The organism is Erythrobacter neustonensis, from assembly GCF_001663175.1.
Lineage (GTDB): Bacteria > Pseudomonadota > Alphaproteobacteria > Sphingomonadales > Sphingomonadaceae > Erythrobacter > Erythrobacter neustonensis.
In genome coordinates, this window is the sequence record NZ_CP016033.1 from 1108328 (window position 1) to 1124166 (window position 15839).

At 65.7% G+C, this 15839-nt stretch carries 9 protein-coding genes; 4 read left to right on the plus strand and 5 right to left on the minus strand.

The features are described 5' to 3' along the window. Positions 1–17 precede the first annotated feature (17 nt). A complete protein-coding gene (locus A9D12_RS05280; RefSeq protein WP_068350367.1) occupies positions 18–2399 on the plus strand; it encodes a TonB-dependent receptor in 2382 nt (793 codons plus the stop codon). A 76-nt stretch (positions 2400–2475) separates the two neighbouring features. After that, positions 2476–3696, plus strand: coding sequence for an amino acid permease (locus A9D12_RS05285; protein WP_231889701.1), 1221 nt, complete (start codon positions 2476–2478; stop codon positions 3694–3696). Here the strand turns inward: A9D12_RS05285 and A9D12_RS05290 are convergent. Next, positions 3693–4289, minus strand: a complete 597-nt coding sequence (locus tag A9D12_RS05290) for a TetR family transcriptional regulator C-terminal domain-containing protein (RefSeq protein WP_068350369.1) — start codon at positions 4287–4289, stop codon at positions 3693–3695. The two genes, A9D12_RS05285 and A9D12_RS05290, sit on opposite strands and share 4 nt — an antisense overlap. A gap of 39 nt (positions 4290–4328) precedes the next feature. Here A9D12_RS05290 and A9D12_RS05295 point away from each other — a divergent pair, with 39 nt between their 5' ends. Both A9D12_RS05295 and A9D12_RS05300 read left to right on the plus strand, forming a co-directional pair. Further along, the gene (locus A9D12_RS05295) at positions 4329–5492 is read left to right on the plus strand and encodes an aromatic ring-hydroxylating oxygenase subunit alpha (RefSeq protein ID WP_068350370.1); all 1164 of its coding nucleotides are present in this window, start codon (positions 4329–4331) and stop codon (positions 5490–5492) included. Next, positions 5489–7096 carry a phytoene desaturase family protein gene (locus A9D12_RS05300; protein WP_068353720.1) on the plus strand — a complete coding sequence of 536 codons (1608 nt, stop codon included), beginning with the start codon at positions 5489–5491 and terminating at the stop codon, positions 7094–7096. Before A9D12_RS05295 ends, A9D12_RS05300 begins: the two co-directional genes overlap by 4 nt. Before the next feature lie 51 nt (positions 7097–7147). Here A9D12_RS05300 and A9D12_RS05305 read toward each other — a convergent pair whose 3' ends face one another. The 4 genes from A9D12_RS05305 to A9D12_RS05320 form a co-directional block, all read right to left on the minus strand. Continuing rightward, positions 7148–8584 carry a glutamate synthase subunit beta gene (locus A9D12_RS05305; RefSeq protein WP_068350371.1) on the minus strand — a complete coding sequence of 479 codons (1437 nt, stop codon included), beginning with the start codon at positions 8582–8584 and terminating at the stop codon, positions 7148–7150. A gap of 25 nt (positions 8585–8609) precedes the next feature. Next, complete coding sequence (gene gltB, locus A9D12_RS05310; RefSeq protein ID WP_068350372.1) at positions 8610–13250, minus strand: glutamate synthase large subunit; 4641 nt, start codon at positions 13248–13250, stop codon at positions 8610–8612. A 278-nt stretch (positions 13251–13528) separates the two neighbouring features. Then, positions 13529–14491: a hypothetical protein gene (locus A9D12_RS05315; protein ID WP_068350373.1), complete on the minus strand. Its 963-nt coding sequence runs from the start codon at positions 14489–14491 to the stop codon at positions 13529–13531. A gap of 48 nt (positions 14492–14539) precedes the next feature. Next, positions 14540–15754, minus strand: coding sequence for a TIGR04063 family PEP-CTERM/XrtA system glycosyltransferase (locus A9D12_RS05320; protein ID WP_068350374.1), 1215 nt, complete (start codon positions 15752–15754; stop codon positions 14540–14542). Between the last annotated feature and the right edge of the window lie 85 nt (positions 15755–15839).

Below are 15839 nucleotides of genomic sequence, written 5' to 3' on the forward strand. Positions count from 1 at the left end.
AGGCAGCGTTGACGAACATGACATGCAACAGGGTCCGCACCACCACCGCCGCGCTTCTTGCAGGCACGGCGATGTCGCTAGCGATGCCGCTCGCCGCGCAGGACAACGCCGCCGACGACAGCAACGTCATCATCGTCACTGCGCAGAAGCGTTCGCAGAACCTGCAGGACGTTCCGATTGCGATCACCGCATTGGGCACCGAGGCGCTGGGCGAATTGCAGGTCAACGAACTGCGCGATGTTGCCAAGTTCCTTCCTTCAGTCACGGTGCAGACCGCAGGGCCGGGCTTCAGCCAGGTCTATTTCCGCGGTGTCGCCAGCGGCGAGAACGCGAACCACTCCGCTTCGCTCCCCACGGTCGGAATCTATCTCGACGAAATGCCGATCACCACGATCCAGGGCGCGCTGGATATCCACGCCTATGACCTTGCGCGGGTCGAGGCGCTGGCCGGGCCACAGGGCACGCTTTACGGCGCAAGCTCGATGGCGGGCACGATCAAGATGGTCACCAACGCGCCCGACACCAAGGACAGCTACGGCGCGATGGATTTCGAGCTGAACCGCGTCCATCGCGGTGATTTCGGCGGGATCGCCGAAGGGTTCTACAACGCGCGGATTTCGGACACCGCGGCGCTGCGCGTGGTCGCATGGTATCGCCGCGACGGCGGCTATATCGACAATATCGCGGGCAGCCGCACCTATCCCACCTCGGGCATTACCCAGAACAACGCCGATCTGGTCGAGGACGATTACAACGATGTCGACACCTATGGTGCGCGCGTCGCGCTGGGGATCGAGCTCAACGACAGCTGGACGCTGCGCCCCACGGTGATGGGCCAGATCCAGAACGCCGACGGCAGCTTTGCGCAGGAACGCAGCACCGCAGTCGACCGCTCGCTCCAGACGGTGCAATACAATCCCGAATTCTCGAAGGACCGCTGGCTGCAGGCGGCGATGACGATCGAGGGCAAGATCGGCAGCTGGGATCTGGTCGCGACCGGCGGCCAGCTGTGGCGCCGGACCGAGACCGCGTCGGATTATTCCGACTATGCCTATTTCTACGATGCGATCGCGGGTTACGGCAATTATTTCTACGACAATGCCGGCGATCTGGTGAACCCGAACCAGTATATCCAGGCGAACGACCGCTACCGCCGCTCCTTCGGCGAGATCCGGATTTCGAGCCCGCAGGAAGCGCCGCTGCGCTTTATCGGCGGCGTGTTTGCGCAGCGCCAGACGCACGAGATCACGCAGAATTACATCATCGACGATATCGCCGATGCGATCACCGTCACCGGCACCGACAGCAATATCTGGTTGACCCGCCAGACCCGCGTCGACCGCGATTATGCCGCCTTTGGCGAGCTGAGCTTTGACGTCACCGACAGCCTCACGTTGACCGGCGGCGCGCGGCTTTACAATTACAAGAATTCGCTGGTCGGCTTCTTCGGCTACAGCGCGGGCTATTCGAGCCGGACGGGCGAGGCGGCGTGTTTTGCGCCCGCAGTGGTCGAAGGCTCGCCCTGCACCAATCTCGACAAGGTCACTTCGGACACCGATGCGATCTACAAGCTCAACGCGACCTACAAGATCAATCCCGACGTGCTGGTCTATGCCACATGGTCGCAGGGCTTCCGCCCGGGCGGGGTCAACCGGCGCGGCACATTGCCGCCCTACCTGCCCGACACGCTCGACAATTACGAGCTTGGCTGGAAGACCAGTTTCGGCCCCGTCACCTTCAACGGCGCGGTCTATCAGGAGGACTGGAACGACATCCAGCTGTCCTTCCTCGGCGCGAACGGGCTGACCGAAATCCGCAATGCCGGGATTGCGCGGATCAGGGGGATCGAATCCGATCTGAATTACCGTTCGGGCGGGCTCTCGCTGACGCTGTCGGGCAGTTACAACGATGCGACGATCCGGCGCGATTTCTGCCGTATCGCCAACCCGGCCTTCGACTGCGCGCTCGATCCCGACGGTGGGCCGGAGAATGACTTGCTGGCGCCGGCAGGCACACAACTGCCCATCACCGCCAAGTTCAAGGGCAATGCGATCGCGCGCTACGAATTCCCCCTTGGCGGATGGGATGGCCATGCGCAGGGCGCGGCATCCTATATCGGCCGCCGCCGCAGCGACCTGCGCGACGGGGAAAACGCGATCAAGGGCGAGTTCGACCCCTACACCACAGTCGATCTCAGTTTCGGCATCAAGAAGGACAATCTGCGCTTCGAAATCTTCGCCACCAACCTGTTCGACGAACGCGGGGTGATCAACAGCGGGGTGCAGTGCGTGGAGGTCATTTGCGGCGATGCCGAGGGGCTGACCGACAGCGGCGGCGCGTTCTACGATGTCGTCACGCGGCCCCGGCTGATCGGGATCAAGGCGGGTTTCGATTTCTGACCCGCTGACACCGCCTGCGCCGACAGGGAATGGGCCGGGCCGCAAGCTCGGCCTGTTCGCCGCGATTGCGCTGGTGATGGGCAACATGATCGGATCGGGGGTGTTCCTGCTCCCGGCGAGCCTTGCGCCGTTCGGCTGGAACGCGGTGGCGGGCTGGATCGTGACCACCGCAGGAACGCTGGTGCTGGCCTGGGTGCTCGCTTCGCTCACCCGCGCATCGCCGGGCGCGGGCGATCCGGCAGGCTTCGTTGCCGAGGCGTTCGGCGAGTTTCCCGCGTTTCTGGTCGGCTGGGTCTATTGGGTGTCGGTCTGGACCGCGGTGGTTTCGATCGCGGTGGCGGCGGTTAGTTACCTGTCGGCCTTCGTCCCGGTGATCGGTGCCACCCCGCTGTTGCCCGCGGCCTGCGCGATCGCGCTGGTCTGGGCGATGACGCTGCTGAACCTGCGCGGCGTGCAGGCAGCGGGCAATTTCCAGATCGCGACGCTGCTTTTGAAGCTTGTCCCGCTGATCGCTGTGATCGTGATCGCCGCCCTCGCACTGTGCAATGGCACCGCCGAGGTCCGTCCCTTTGCCATGAGCGAGTTGAACGGGATCGACTTGCGCGGCGCGGCGGCGCTGACGCTCTTTGCGCTGCTCGGCTTCGAATGTGCGAGCATTGCCGCAGCACAGGTCGAAAACCCCGCGGTCAACGTGCCGCGGGCAACGATGTGGGGCACGGGGCTGACGGCCGCGCTTTACCTCTTGGTCTGCTCGGCGATCGCGCTGATGCTGCCCGAGGCGGTCGCCGCGTCCAGCCCTGCGCCCTTTGCGACCTTTGTCGAACGCTATTGGAGCGCCGGGCCAGCGGCGCTGGTGACGGTGTTCGCGATTGTCAGCTGCGTCGGCGCGGTCAACGGCTGGGTTTTGCTGCAAGGCGAGTTGCCGCGCGCAATGGCGATGCGCGGGATGCTGCCGCGCTGGCTTTCCGCGACCGACCGCAACGGCACCCCGCGCGCCGCGCTGCTGGTGTCGAGCGTGATTGCGACGATCTGTCTCATGTTCAACGCCAGCCGCGATATGCAGGGGATTTACGAATTCGTGCTCCTGCTTTCGACCAGCGCGGCGCTGTGGCTGTATCTCGCCTGTGCCTTGGCGGCGTGGAAAATGAAGGTGGCGCGCGGCTTTGCGTTGATCGGCGCGGTCTATGCGCTGTGGACCCTATGGGGCGCCGGGATCGCGGCGAGCGGGTGGAGCCTCGTGCTGATGGCGGCGGGCGCGCCGCTTTACTGGTGGGCGCGGCGCGGAGCGGCTGTCTAGCCGGTCAGCGCGTCGAGCCAGCGCGCGGCAAGCCCCTCGGCTTCTTCTGCGCTGAACGGCGCTTGCCCGAGCGAGAGTTCGAGCCACAGCCCGTCGATCAGCGCGGTGAGCGCGACCGCGGTGACCCGCACATCGGCGAGATCGGGGCGATAGGCGATAAGCAGATCTTCCAGCCCTTGGCGAAAGCTTCCGTAAACCCCGGTCCGCACCAATGCGACAGCCGGGTCGGAGCGGGTCAGGCTCCAGAAGGCGACATAGGTGGCGAGCAGTTCGGGGGTAGCGATCGGCGCGCGGAAATTTGCCGCGAGGTAGGCGATCAGCCGCGCGCGCGGTTCGCGGTCAGCCGCGTCAACCGCCGCTGCGAGCGCGCGGTCGATCTCCGCGCCGGTCCAGCGATAGGTCTCTGCGATCGCATCGGAGACGCTCGCGAAATAGTGCCGCAGCAGCCCCGCCGATACCCCCGCTTCGGCACAGATCGCGCGCACCGAGACACCTGCTGCCCCCTTTGCGGCCAGCACGCGCGCGGTCGCTTCGATCAGGCTCTGGCGGCGCGCATCGGGATCGGCGCGGGTAAAGGCGGGTTGTGCGGTCATCTTCGGCTTGTTATACGATCGTAAAGCAAGGAAGCGCCGATGGCAACGCAGCCCGTTCACGATACCGACCTGCTCGACGGCTGGAGCCTGCCGGCTTGGACCTATCATGACGAGGAGTTTCACCGGCTTGAACTGGACCGCGTGTTTCGCACGAGCTGGCAGGTGGTCTGCCACATCAGCGACATTGCGGGGCCGGGCGACTGGCATACGCTCGATTACTGCGACGAAAGCGTGATCGTGGTGCGCGGGCAGGACGACGAGTTGCGCGCCTTTACCAATGTCTGCCGCCACCGCGGCTCGCGGCTCGTCGACGGGGCGAGCGGCTGCGCCAAGAAGCTCGTCTGCCCCTATCACGCCTGGACCTATGATCTCGACGGCAGGCTGACGGGCGTGCCCGACAGCGCCAGCTATCCCACGCTCGACCGCAATCGCGCAGGCCTTGTCCCGGTCGAACTCGAAATCTGGCGCGGGTTCATCTTCGTCCGGTTGGAGGATGACGGCGGCCCGACGGTGGCGGAGCAGATGGCACCCTATGAGGCGATGGTCGCCCCCTACCGCTTCGATGAATTGGAAGCGCTGGGCCGCGTCACTCTGCGCCCGCGCGAGGTGAACTGGAAGAACGTCGGCGACAACTATTCCGATGGTCTCCACATCCCCGTCGCGCACCCCGGCCTCACCCGCCTGTTCGGCAAGGGCTACGGGATCGAGGCCGAGGCCCATGTCGACCGCATGTGGGGCGCGATGATCGACCGCGAAAGCGCCAACTGGTCCGAGCGCATGTACCAGCGGCTGCTGCCGCCAGTGCCGCACCTGCCGCAAGACAAGCAGCGCTTCTGGCTCTATTTCAAGCTCTGGCCCAATGTCGCCTTCGACATCTATCCCGACCAGATCGACTTCATGCAGTGGCTGCCAACCGGCCCCACCACCTGCCTGATCCGCGAGATCAGCTATGTCCTGCCCGACGATCGCAGGGAGATGCGCGCCGCGCGCTATCTCAACTGGCGCATCAACCGCCAAGTCAATGCCGAGGACACCGCGCTCATCACCCGCGTCCAGCAGGGCATGGCGAGCCGCAGCTTCTCGATGGGCCCGCTGAGCGACAAGGAAGTATGCCTCAAGCACTTCTGCCGCCGCATCCGCGCGGCGATCCCCGAGGCCCGCCTCGAACACCAACCCGCAGCCGGATGGAGCGCCCGCGCATGACCCAGAAATACGACGCCCTGATCATCGGCGCGGGCCACAACGGCCTTACTTGCGCCTTCTACCTCGCGCAGGCCGGTTTGAAGGTGCGGATTGTCGAGCGGCGCGACGTGGTCGGCGGTGCGGCGGTGACCGAGGAATTCCATCCCGGTTTCCGCAATTCGGTCGCGAGCTACACCGTCAGCCTGCTCCAGCCCAAGGTGATCGCCGACATGCGGTTGGCCGAACATGGCTACCGCGTGATCGAACGCCCTATAAGCAATTTCCTGCCGCAGGAGGATGGCGGCTATCTTAAGCTCGGCGGCGGGCTGAAGCGCACGCAGGCGGAGTTCGCGCGGTTTTCGGCTGCCGATGCCGCGACGCTGCCTGCCTATTACGAAGCGCTCGAAGGCGTCGCGGAGGTGCTGCGCAGTCTGGCCCTGAAATCTCCGCCGAATGTCGGCGAGGGCTTGCGCACGCTGATCGCCGGGGCCTCGCAAGGTTGGGGGCTGTCGAAGCTCGATCTGGCCGCGAAGCGCGACGTGCTCGACCTTTTCGTCAAGTCCGCCACCAGTTTCCTCGGCCAATGGTTCGAAAGCGAGGCGGTGAAGGCTGCCTTCGGTTTCGACGCGGTGGTCGGCAATTACGCCAGCCCCGACACGCCGGGCAGCGCCTATGTGCTGCTCCACCACGTCTTCGGCGAGGTCAATGGCAAGAAGGGCGCGTGGGGTCACTGCATCGGCGGGATGGGCACGATCACGCAGATCATGGCCGAGGTTTGCCGCAAGTCGGGGGTCGAAATCAGCCTTGAGGCTCCGGTTGCCGAGGTGCTGGTCGATGGCGACACGGTCGCGGGGGTGCGGCTCGAAAGCGGCGAGGAGATCGTGGCCAAGCGCGTGATCGCGAATGTCGGGCCCAAGCTGCTCTACGGCAAGATGCTCGCAGAGGCGCACCAGCCCGAGGATTTCCGCCGCCGGATGCGTGGTTACAAGGCGGGCGGGGGCACCTTCCGCATGAACGTGGCGCTCAGCGAATTGCCGCGCTTCACCGCGCTCCCCGAACCCGGCGAGCATCACCAGAGCGGGATCATCATCGCCCCGACGCTCGATTACATGGACAAGGCCTTCCTCGATGCGAAGGCGCATGGCTGGTCGAAGCGGCCGATCGTCGAGATGCTGATCCCCTCGACGGTGGATGACAGCCTCGCCCCTCCCGGCCAACACGTCGCCAGCCTGTTCTGCCAGCAATTCGCACCCGAGCTGCCTGATGGCCGCGACTGGGACGACGAGGAAGACGCTGCCGCCGACACGATCATCGACACGGTCGAAGCCCACGCGCCAGGCTTCCGCGCCTCGATCCTCGGGCGGCAGGTCTTGAGCCCCAAGGGACTTTACCGGAAATTCGGCCTCGTCGGCGGGGACATCATGCATGGGCACATGAGCCTCGACCAGCTTTGGAGCGCGCGGCCCGTGCTCGGCCACGGTGCCTATCGCGGGCCGGTCAAGGGGCTCTACATGTGCGGCGCGGGCAACCATCCCGGCGGCGGCGTGACCGGCGCACCGGGCCACAATTGCGCGCGCGAAGTCATCGCCGATCGCGGCAATTTCCGCCGCTTCGCCAGCGTCTGAAACCGGCGGGGTGCGGACGCCGGATGGGCCCGCACCTTTCGCCTGAAAGCCTCAGCGCGGGAGTTCGGAAACCCCCATCAGCGCCTCGTCAACCGCGCGGGCGGCCTGGCGGCCTTCGCGGATCGCCCAGACAACCAGGCTCTGCCCGCGCCGCATGTCGCCGCAGGCGAATACGCCCGGAACGCTGGTTGCATACTTGACGGTGTCGGCATCGACATTGCCGCGCGCCGTCAGATCGACCCCCGCCTGTTCGAGCAGCCCGGCCTTTTTCGGGCCGACAAAGCCCATCGCCAGCAGGATGAGGTCGGCGGGGATCACGAATTCGCTACCCGCGACTTCCTGCATCTGGCCCTGCGCCCATTCGACCCGCACACATTCGAGGCCGGTGACCTTTTCGCCATCGCCGATCACGCGCTTGGCCAGCACGGCCCAGTCACGCTCGACGCCTTCCTGATGGCTCGTCGAAGTGCGCAGCTTCATCGGCCAGTCGGGCCAGGTCAGCGCCTTGTCTTCCTTTTCCGGCGGCTTGGGCATGATTTCGAGCTGGGTGACGCTCAACGCGCCCTGCCGGTTCGAAGTGCCCACGCAGTCGGAGCCGGTATCCCCGCCGCCCAGCACGACGACATGCTTGCCGGTCGCGGTCAGGCTGCCGCGCGGCGCGGCGCGCAGTTCATCGTCACCCGCGACGCGCTTGTTCTGCTGCGTCAGGAACTCCATCGCAAGCCGTACGCCCGCCATCTCCGCACCCGGGATCTGCAGCGCGCGCGCATCTTCCGCGCCGCCCGCCAGCACCACCGCATCGAAGTTTTCCTGCAAGGACTTGAAGGATATATCGACGCCGACCTCCTTGGAGGTTTTGAACGTCACCCCTTCGGCTTCCATCTGCACACAGCGGCGGTTGATGAGATGCTTTTCCATCTTGAAGTCGGGGATGCCATAGCGGAGCAGGCCGCCGACACGGTCGGACTTCTCGAACACCGTCACCGAATGGCCCGCGCGCGCAAGCTGCTGGGCAGCGGCAAGACCCGCAGGCCCAGACCCGACCACCGCGACCGACTTTCCGGTCTTCTTCGCGGCGATCTGTGGCCGCACCCAACCTTCCTGCCACCCGCGGTCGATGATCGCGCATTCGATCGACTTGATGGTCACGGGCTGGTCCACGATGTTCAGCGTGCACGCCGCCTCGCACGGGGCGGGGCAGATGCGGCCGGTGAATTCGGGGAAGTTGTTGGTGGAGTGGAGCATGTCCAGCGCCCGCTTCCAGTCCGCCTCGTAGACAAGATGGTTCCAGTCGGGGATCAGGTTGTTCACCGGACAGCCGTTGTGACAGTAGGGAATGCCGCAATTCATGCAGCGCGAGGCCTGACCCGTCAGCGTCGCATCGTCCGGCTGGATGATGAATTCGCGGTAATTCTTCAGCCGTTCCTGCGGGTCGAGATAATCGCGCTCGCGGCGATCCAGCTCGAGAAATCCGGTTTCCTTGCCCATGATCTGTGTCTCGTTCCCGTAAAATCTATTCGGCAGCGACGCTGGCGGCTTCGTTGCGCTCGGCCTCTAGGCGCCTCAACGCACCGGCATAATCGCGCGGCATCACCTTGACGAACTTGCCCAGCGCCGCGTCCCAATCGGCGAGCAGCGCGCCCGCCAGTTTCGACCCGGTGTGAAGCTGGTGCCGTTCGACGAGGATGCGCAGCCGTTCGGCATCGTGGCGCAGCATATCGCCCATCCCGAAATCGTTGACCCCGCGCGGACGCTGCGCCGGGCGGCCCGTGCCTTCCTCTGCATCGGGCGTCGCGGACACCGGCAGCAGATCGACCTGTGCATGGTTGACCAGCTTGTCGAAGCCGCCGTCGGGATCGTAGACGTAGGCGACCCCGCCGCTCATCCCTGCGGCAAAGTTGCGCCCGGTCTTGCCCAGCACCACGACCACGCCGCCGGTCATGTATTCGCAGCCGTGATCCCCGGTGCCCTCGACCACCGCGATCGCGCCCGAATTCCGCACGGCGAAGCGTTCACCCGCGACGCCGTTGAAATAGGCTTCGCCCGCGATCGCGCCATACATCACGGTGTTGCCGACGATGATGTTCTCGTCCGATGCGCGCGGAGCCTCGGCGGGCTGGCGCACGATAATGCGGCCACCCGAAAGCCCCTTGCCGACATAGTCGTTGGCATCGCCGACCAGATCGAGCGTCACCCCGTGAGCCAGCCACGCGCCGAAGCTCTGCCCGGCCACGCCGGTCAGGTTGATGCGGATCGTATCGGTCGGCAGGCCCTCGTGCCCGTGCGCCTTGGCGATCTCGCCCGAGAGCATCGCGCCGACCGTCCGGTTAACGTTCCTCACCTCGTAGCTGAGTTGCACCGGCTGCTTTGCCTCGATCGCGGCCGCGCAATCGGCGATCAGCCGGTTGTCGAGCGCGCTTTCGAGCCCGTGGTCCTGCGTGCCGTTCTGGCGCAGCGATGCGCCTTCCTTGAGCGGCACCTGGTGCAGGATCTTCGACAGGTCGATCCCGCGCGCCTTCCAGTGGCGCTCCATCCGGCGGGTGTCGAGCAGGTCGACCCGGCCGACCATCTCGGCCACGGTGCGGATGCCCATGTCGGCCATGATCGCCCGCAGTTCCTCGGCGACGAAGAACATGTAGTTGACCACGTGCTCCGGCTGGCCGGTGAAGCGTGCGCGCAGCACCGGGTCTTGCGTGGCGACCCCTACGGGGCAGGTGTTGAGGTGGCACTTGCGCATCATGATGCAGCCGGCTGCGATCAGCGGCGCGGTGGCAAAGCCGAACTCGTCCGCGCCCAGAAGCGCGCCGATGGCGACGTCGCGCCCGGTGCGCAGGCCGCCATCGACCTGCACCGCGATGCGCTCCCGCAGATCGTTGAGCAGCAGTGTCTGCTGCGTCTCGGCAAGGCCGATCTCCCATGGCGAACCTGCATGCGTCAGCGAGGTCAGCGGCGATGCGCCGGTCCCGCCATCATAGCCCGCAATCGTCACATGGTCCGCGCGCGCCTTGGAAACGCCCGCCGCGACCGTGCCGACGCCGACTTCGGACACCAGCTTGACCGAAATCCGCGCTTGCCGGTTCACGTTCTTGAGATCGTGGATCAGCTGCGCGAGGTCTTCGATCGAATAGATGTCGTGGTGCGGCGGGGGAGAGATCAGGCCCACGCCCGGGGTCGAGTGCCGCACCGCGCCGATGCGCTTGTCGACCTTGTGACCCGGAAGCTGACCGCCTTCACCGGGCTTTGCGCCCTGCGCCATCTTGATCTGGATGTCGTCGGAATTGACGAGATACTCGGTCGTCACGCCGAACCGCCCGGAGGCGACCTGCTTGATCCGGCTGCGCATCGAGTCGCCATTGGCGAGCGGCTTGAAGCGGAACGGCTCTTCCCCGCCTTCGCCGGTGTTCGAACGCCCGCCGATGCGGTTCATCGCGATCGCCATGGTCGAGTGCGCTTCGTGGCTGATCGAACCGAGGCTCATCGCGCCGGTCGAGAAACGCTTCACGATTTCGCTCGCCGGTTCGACTTCTTCGAGCGGGATCGGCTGACTGGCCTTCTTGAATTCGAGCAGTCCGCGGATCGTCAGCAGCCGTTCGGACTGCTCGTTGATCGACTTGGCGAATTCCTCGTAGTTCTTCGGATCATTGCCGCGCACCGCGTGCTGCAATTGCGCGACGTTCTGCGGGGTCCAGGCATGCTCCTCGCCGCGCAGGCGGTATTGGTAGATCCCGCCGACATCGAGCATCCCGTCATAGAGCGGGTTGTCGCCGTAAGCCTGCCCGTGGCGGCGCAAAGCTTCCTCGGCGACTTCGGCAAGACCGATGCCTTCGATGGTGGTGGCGGTGCCGGTAAAATACTTCTCCACGAAAGCCGTCGAGAGCCCCACCGCGTCGAAGATCTGCGCGCCGCAATAGGACTGGTAGGTCGAAATGCCCATCTTGGACATGACCTTGCGGATGCCCTTGCCGATCGCCTTGATGAAATTCTGCTGCACCTTGTAACCCGGCAGTTCCGGGTGACGCTTGGCGCGCAGCGCTTCCAATGTCTCGAAGGCGAGGTAGGGGTTGATCGCTTCCGCGCCATAGCCCGCCAGCACGCAGAAGTGATGCACTTCGCGCGCCTCGCCGGTTTCGACCACGAGCCCGGTCTGCATTCTGAGACCCTGCCGCACGAGGTGATGATGCACCGCTGCGGTTGCCAGCAGCGCGGGCATCGGCACGCGGCTCTCGCTCTGCCCGCGGTCGCTGAGGACAAGGATGTTGTGGTCCTGAAGCACGGCTTCGGTCGCCGCCCAGCACATCTCCTTCAGCGCCAGTTCGAGCCCCTCAGCCCCGCTCGCCGCATCCCAGGTGATGTCAATCGTGGCGCAGCGGAATGCGCCGTCGAGCGCTTCCTCGACCGAGCGGATCTTGGCCAGATCCTCGTTGGTGAGGATCGGCTGGTCGACTTCGAGCCGCTTGTGCGTCCCGGCATCGCGGCCAAGCAGATTGGGGCGCGGGCCGATCATGGAGGTGAGACTCATCACCAGCTCCTCGCGGATCGGATCGATCGGCGGGTTGGTGACCTGCGCGAAGTTCTGCTTGAAATAGTCGTAGAGCAGCCGCGCGCGGTCGCTCAGCACCGCGATCGGCGTGTCGGTGCCCATCGAGCCGATCGGATCGTCGCCATCGACCGCCATCGGTTCGAGGAAGCGGCTGATGTCTTCCTGCGTATAGCCGAAGGCCTGCTGGCGCTGGAGCAGGCTTGCTGCTTCGGCCGGAATGCTTTCCAGTTCGGGCACCACATCGGTAATTTCGGCGAGCTTGTACTGCGCCTGCCGGAGCCATTCGGCATAGGGCTGGGCGTTCGCCAGATCGGCCTTGAGCTCGTCATCCTCGATGATGCGGCCCTGTTCGAGGTCGATCAGCAGCATCTTGCCCGGCTGCAACCGCCACTTGCGCACGATGTCGCCTTCCGCAAACGGCAGCACGCCGCTTTCCGATGCGAGGCAGACGATATCGTCCCTGGTCACGCAGAAGCGTGCCGGGCGCAGGCCGTTGCGGTCGAGCGTCGCGCCGATCTGGCGGCCATCGGTGAAGCACACCGAGGCCGGGCCATCCCACGGCTCCATCAAGGCGGCGTGATATTCGTAAAACGCGCGGCGTTCCGGCGTCATCATCGCGTTGCCCGCCCAGGCTTCCGGGATCAGGATCATCATCGCATGGGCGAGGCTGTAACCGCCCGCGATCAGCAGTTCGAGCGCGTTGTCGAGGCAGGCGGTGTCCGATTGCCCGTGCGGGATGATCGGCCACATCTTGTCGAGATCGGGGCCGAGCAGCTCGCTTTCCATCGTCCGGCGGCGCGCGTTCATCCAGTTGACGTTGCCGCGCACGGTGTTGATTTCGCCGTTGTGCGCGATGAAGCGGAACGGGTGCGCCAGCCGCCAGCTGGGGAAGGTGTTGGTGGAAAAGCGCTGGTGGACGAGGCCCAGTGCGGACACGCAATCGGGATCGCGCAGATCGTCGTAAAAGCTGCCCACCTGCGTCGCCAGCAACAGCCCCTTGTAGACGATGGTGCGGGTCGAAAAGCTCGGGATATAGGTCTCGGTCACTTGCGGCAGGCCATGCTTTTCGGCCAGTTGCGCGAGTGGATTCTGCACCTGCTTGCGGATCGTCAGCAGCTTGCGTTCGAACGCGTCCTGATCGGCGCAATTGGCGCCGCGGCCGATCACCGCCATCTCGATCACCGGCATCGAGGCGACCACCGCCTTGCCAAGGCCGTCCATCGTGGTCGGCACTTCGCGCCAGCCGATGAAGGCTTGCCCTTCCTTTGCGACAAAGGCCTCCATGCGGCTCTTGACGAAGGCCCGCGCGGCCTCGTCCTGCGGCAGGAAGCACATGCCGATGGCATAATCGCCCGGCTGCGGCAGTTCGTGGCCCGCGGCGTTCGCCCAGCGGCGAATCAGCGGATCGGGGATCTGGATCAGGATGCCCGCGCCATCGCCGAGCAGCGGATCGGCCCCCACCGCGCCGCGATGGTCGAGATTTTCGAGAATCTCGAGCGCGCTCGCGATGATCGCGTGGCTTTTCTCTCCCTTGATATGCGCCACCATGCCTACACCGCAGGCGTCATGTTCGTTGGCGGGGTCATAGAGACCCTGGGAGGAAGGGTATCCCATTGGCAAAGGTCCGTTCTGTCAGATGCCGACAGGCGCGAACCCATGATGCACGATCGCTCGTGCAAGGAACACGCCTGTGGCAGGTCGAGCGGGGCGCGCCCCCCTTTGTTCAGGGGGTGTGCGACCCGTTTTCGGGCCTCTCATGCCGACAGGAAGCGGGTTTGGCAAGGGCTGCGGGCGAAGTAATATTTCTCGCAGACCTATTCAGACTTTAGGTTGATTGCGCAGCTTGCATTCGACCCAACGATGGGTTGCAGCTTTTGCGCGCATTGATCGTATCAGCCCACACCGCGCCGCGGGTGGGCCTGGCTGAGGGCCGCGCGCAGCGAGCCGGTCGCCGAAACCGCGCTGCGTGCGGTGCCGGTGCCGCCGCTGAGCGCGGCGAGCGCGCGCAATGCTTCGGCCAGCGCAGCTTCGCGGGCGGCAAGATCGGCGGCGGCGGGCAAATCGGTGGGCGGGCTCTCGCGATGGTCGTGCAGTGCTGCGGCGAACCGCTCGACCATTTCGGCGAGGCTAAGGGCTTCCGGCGGGGTTGCGCGCAGCCGGGCAAGTGCAGCAGTGCCGGGCAGCGGCATTGGGTCGGTTTCGACCGCGCGCAGGTGCGGGACGCTCGGCGCGCTCATGGGTTTTGACTGGATCGCGGGTTCCGGTTCGGCCGTCTGGTCGAGCAGCAATTCGTCGAACGCGGCAAGATCGAGCGCGGCTGGCGCTGCCGGTGCCGGCGGAGTCTGCTCCTCGGCCACCTCGGTCCCGGCAACCGGCGCATGTTCGCGGCGGCGCACCGGGTGCTCCGTATCCAGATCGGCATCGCGCCACGCGGGGGTCGAAAAGGGCATCGTGTCGACCGGATCGTCCAGCCGGCGGCTGCCCAGATCGACCGCCGGATTGATCGGCGTTACCTGCCGCATCGCCAGTTCGACCATCGAAGGCTTGGTCCCGCTCACCGCCTTGCGGTGTTGCAGCATCGCAATCGCGAACAGGGTGGAGCCTGCAAGCGTTGCCAGGATCGCGGCAAACAGTATTTGCGAGGCCGCCCCCCAACTGCCGAGCAAAGTTCCCTCAAGCATCGCGCCGATAAGAGGGTAGGGCATCACGGCAATCACCGCCCCGCCCAGCGCTGCGCCCCACACGCCCAGCAAAGGCGCATAGGCGCGGTGCGCGGCAAGTGTCCGGCGCGCGCGGACAGGCTTGCCCCCGCGTTTGCGTTTGCCTGCCGTGCGACGCGTCTGCCCCGATGTCATGCCCATTGTGCCCCGTTGTTGTCGCGGCGCTCCCCGGTGCCGCTGGTGTTACGAACGGGCTAGCAAGAGATGGTAAACAGAAAGATAATCACGCGCATTGGCCGACCAGTCGTGCCGGGCGCGGACATGCGCGACGCCGCGGCTGCGGATCGCTTCCCAGTCCGCGCGCCGTTCGAGCAGACCGGCGAGCGCGGCGGCGCAGGCGGCCGGATCGTCGGGTGCGAACAGGGTGCCGGTTTCGCCATCGGTGATGAGTTCGCGGTGCCCCCCGACGCTGGAAGCGGCGACCAGCCGGCGCTGCGCCATCGCCTCCAACGGCTTCAAGGGCGTGACCAGTTCGGTCAGGCGCTGCCCCTTGCGCGGATAGGCGAGGACATCGACCAGCGAGTAATAACGCTCGACGGTATCGTGCGGGACGCGTCCGGCAAAGATCACCGCGCCCGGTTCGGGCAGCGCAGCGGCCACCGCGCGCCACGCGGCATCCATCGGCCCTGCGCCCACCAGCAACAGCCGCGCATCGGGATGCGATTGCCGCAGGATCGGCATTGCCGCGATCAGATCGTCGACGCCTTCATAGGCATAGAAGCTGCCGATATAGCCGATCACCGGCGCGCCTTGGGGAATACCCAGCGTGTCGGCCAGCGCATCGTCGCGCGGCGGCGGATCGCCGAACAGGTCGAGATCGACCCCGTTGCGCATCACGTGAATGCGGCCTGGCGGAATGCCGCGTGTCGCCAGATCGCTCTTCAACCCGTCGCAGATCGTGAACAAGGCATCGGCGGCGCGCGCTACGCGCGTCTCGAGCGCGCGGGTCAGCCGGTATTTGAGATTGCCCTCGGTGCCCGAAAGATTGCCGACCGCGGCATCTTCCCAGAATGCGCGGATTTCATAGACGAAGGGCACGCCAAGGATCCGCGCCGCGCGCTGCGCTGCCGCGCCGCACAGCGCCGGGCTGTGCGCGTGGATAATATCGGGCCGCCAGTCTTCGGCAACCTCCACGATCGCCGCAGTCAATGCCTCGATCTCCCCGAGCTCGCGCACCAATGGCGGCCCCGAAGGCGTGCCGGGCGTGCGGTGGAAGATCAGCCCGTCGGCCTCCTCGCGCATCCCGGAAACCACCGCTTCGAGGTTGTGCCGCTGCCCGGTGATTCCGCGCACTTCGAGCCCGTGGCCTTGCTGCGCTTTCAGGATCGCGCGCGTGCGAAAGGTATAGCCGCTGTGCAGCGGCAGCGAATGGTCGAGCACGTGGAGAATGCGGGTCATGGGCAAGCCGCTTACCCCGCGCGTGCTTAACGCCGCGTCAACCGGAACCCGGTATTGCAGGCGCTCGATGCCGCGCCGGAACCCG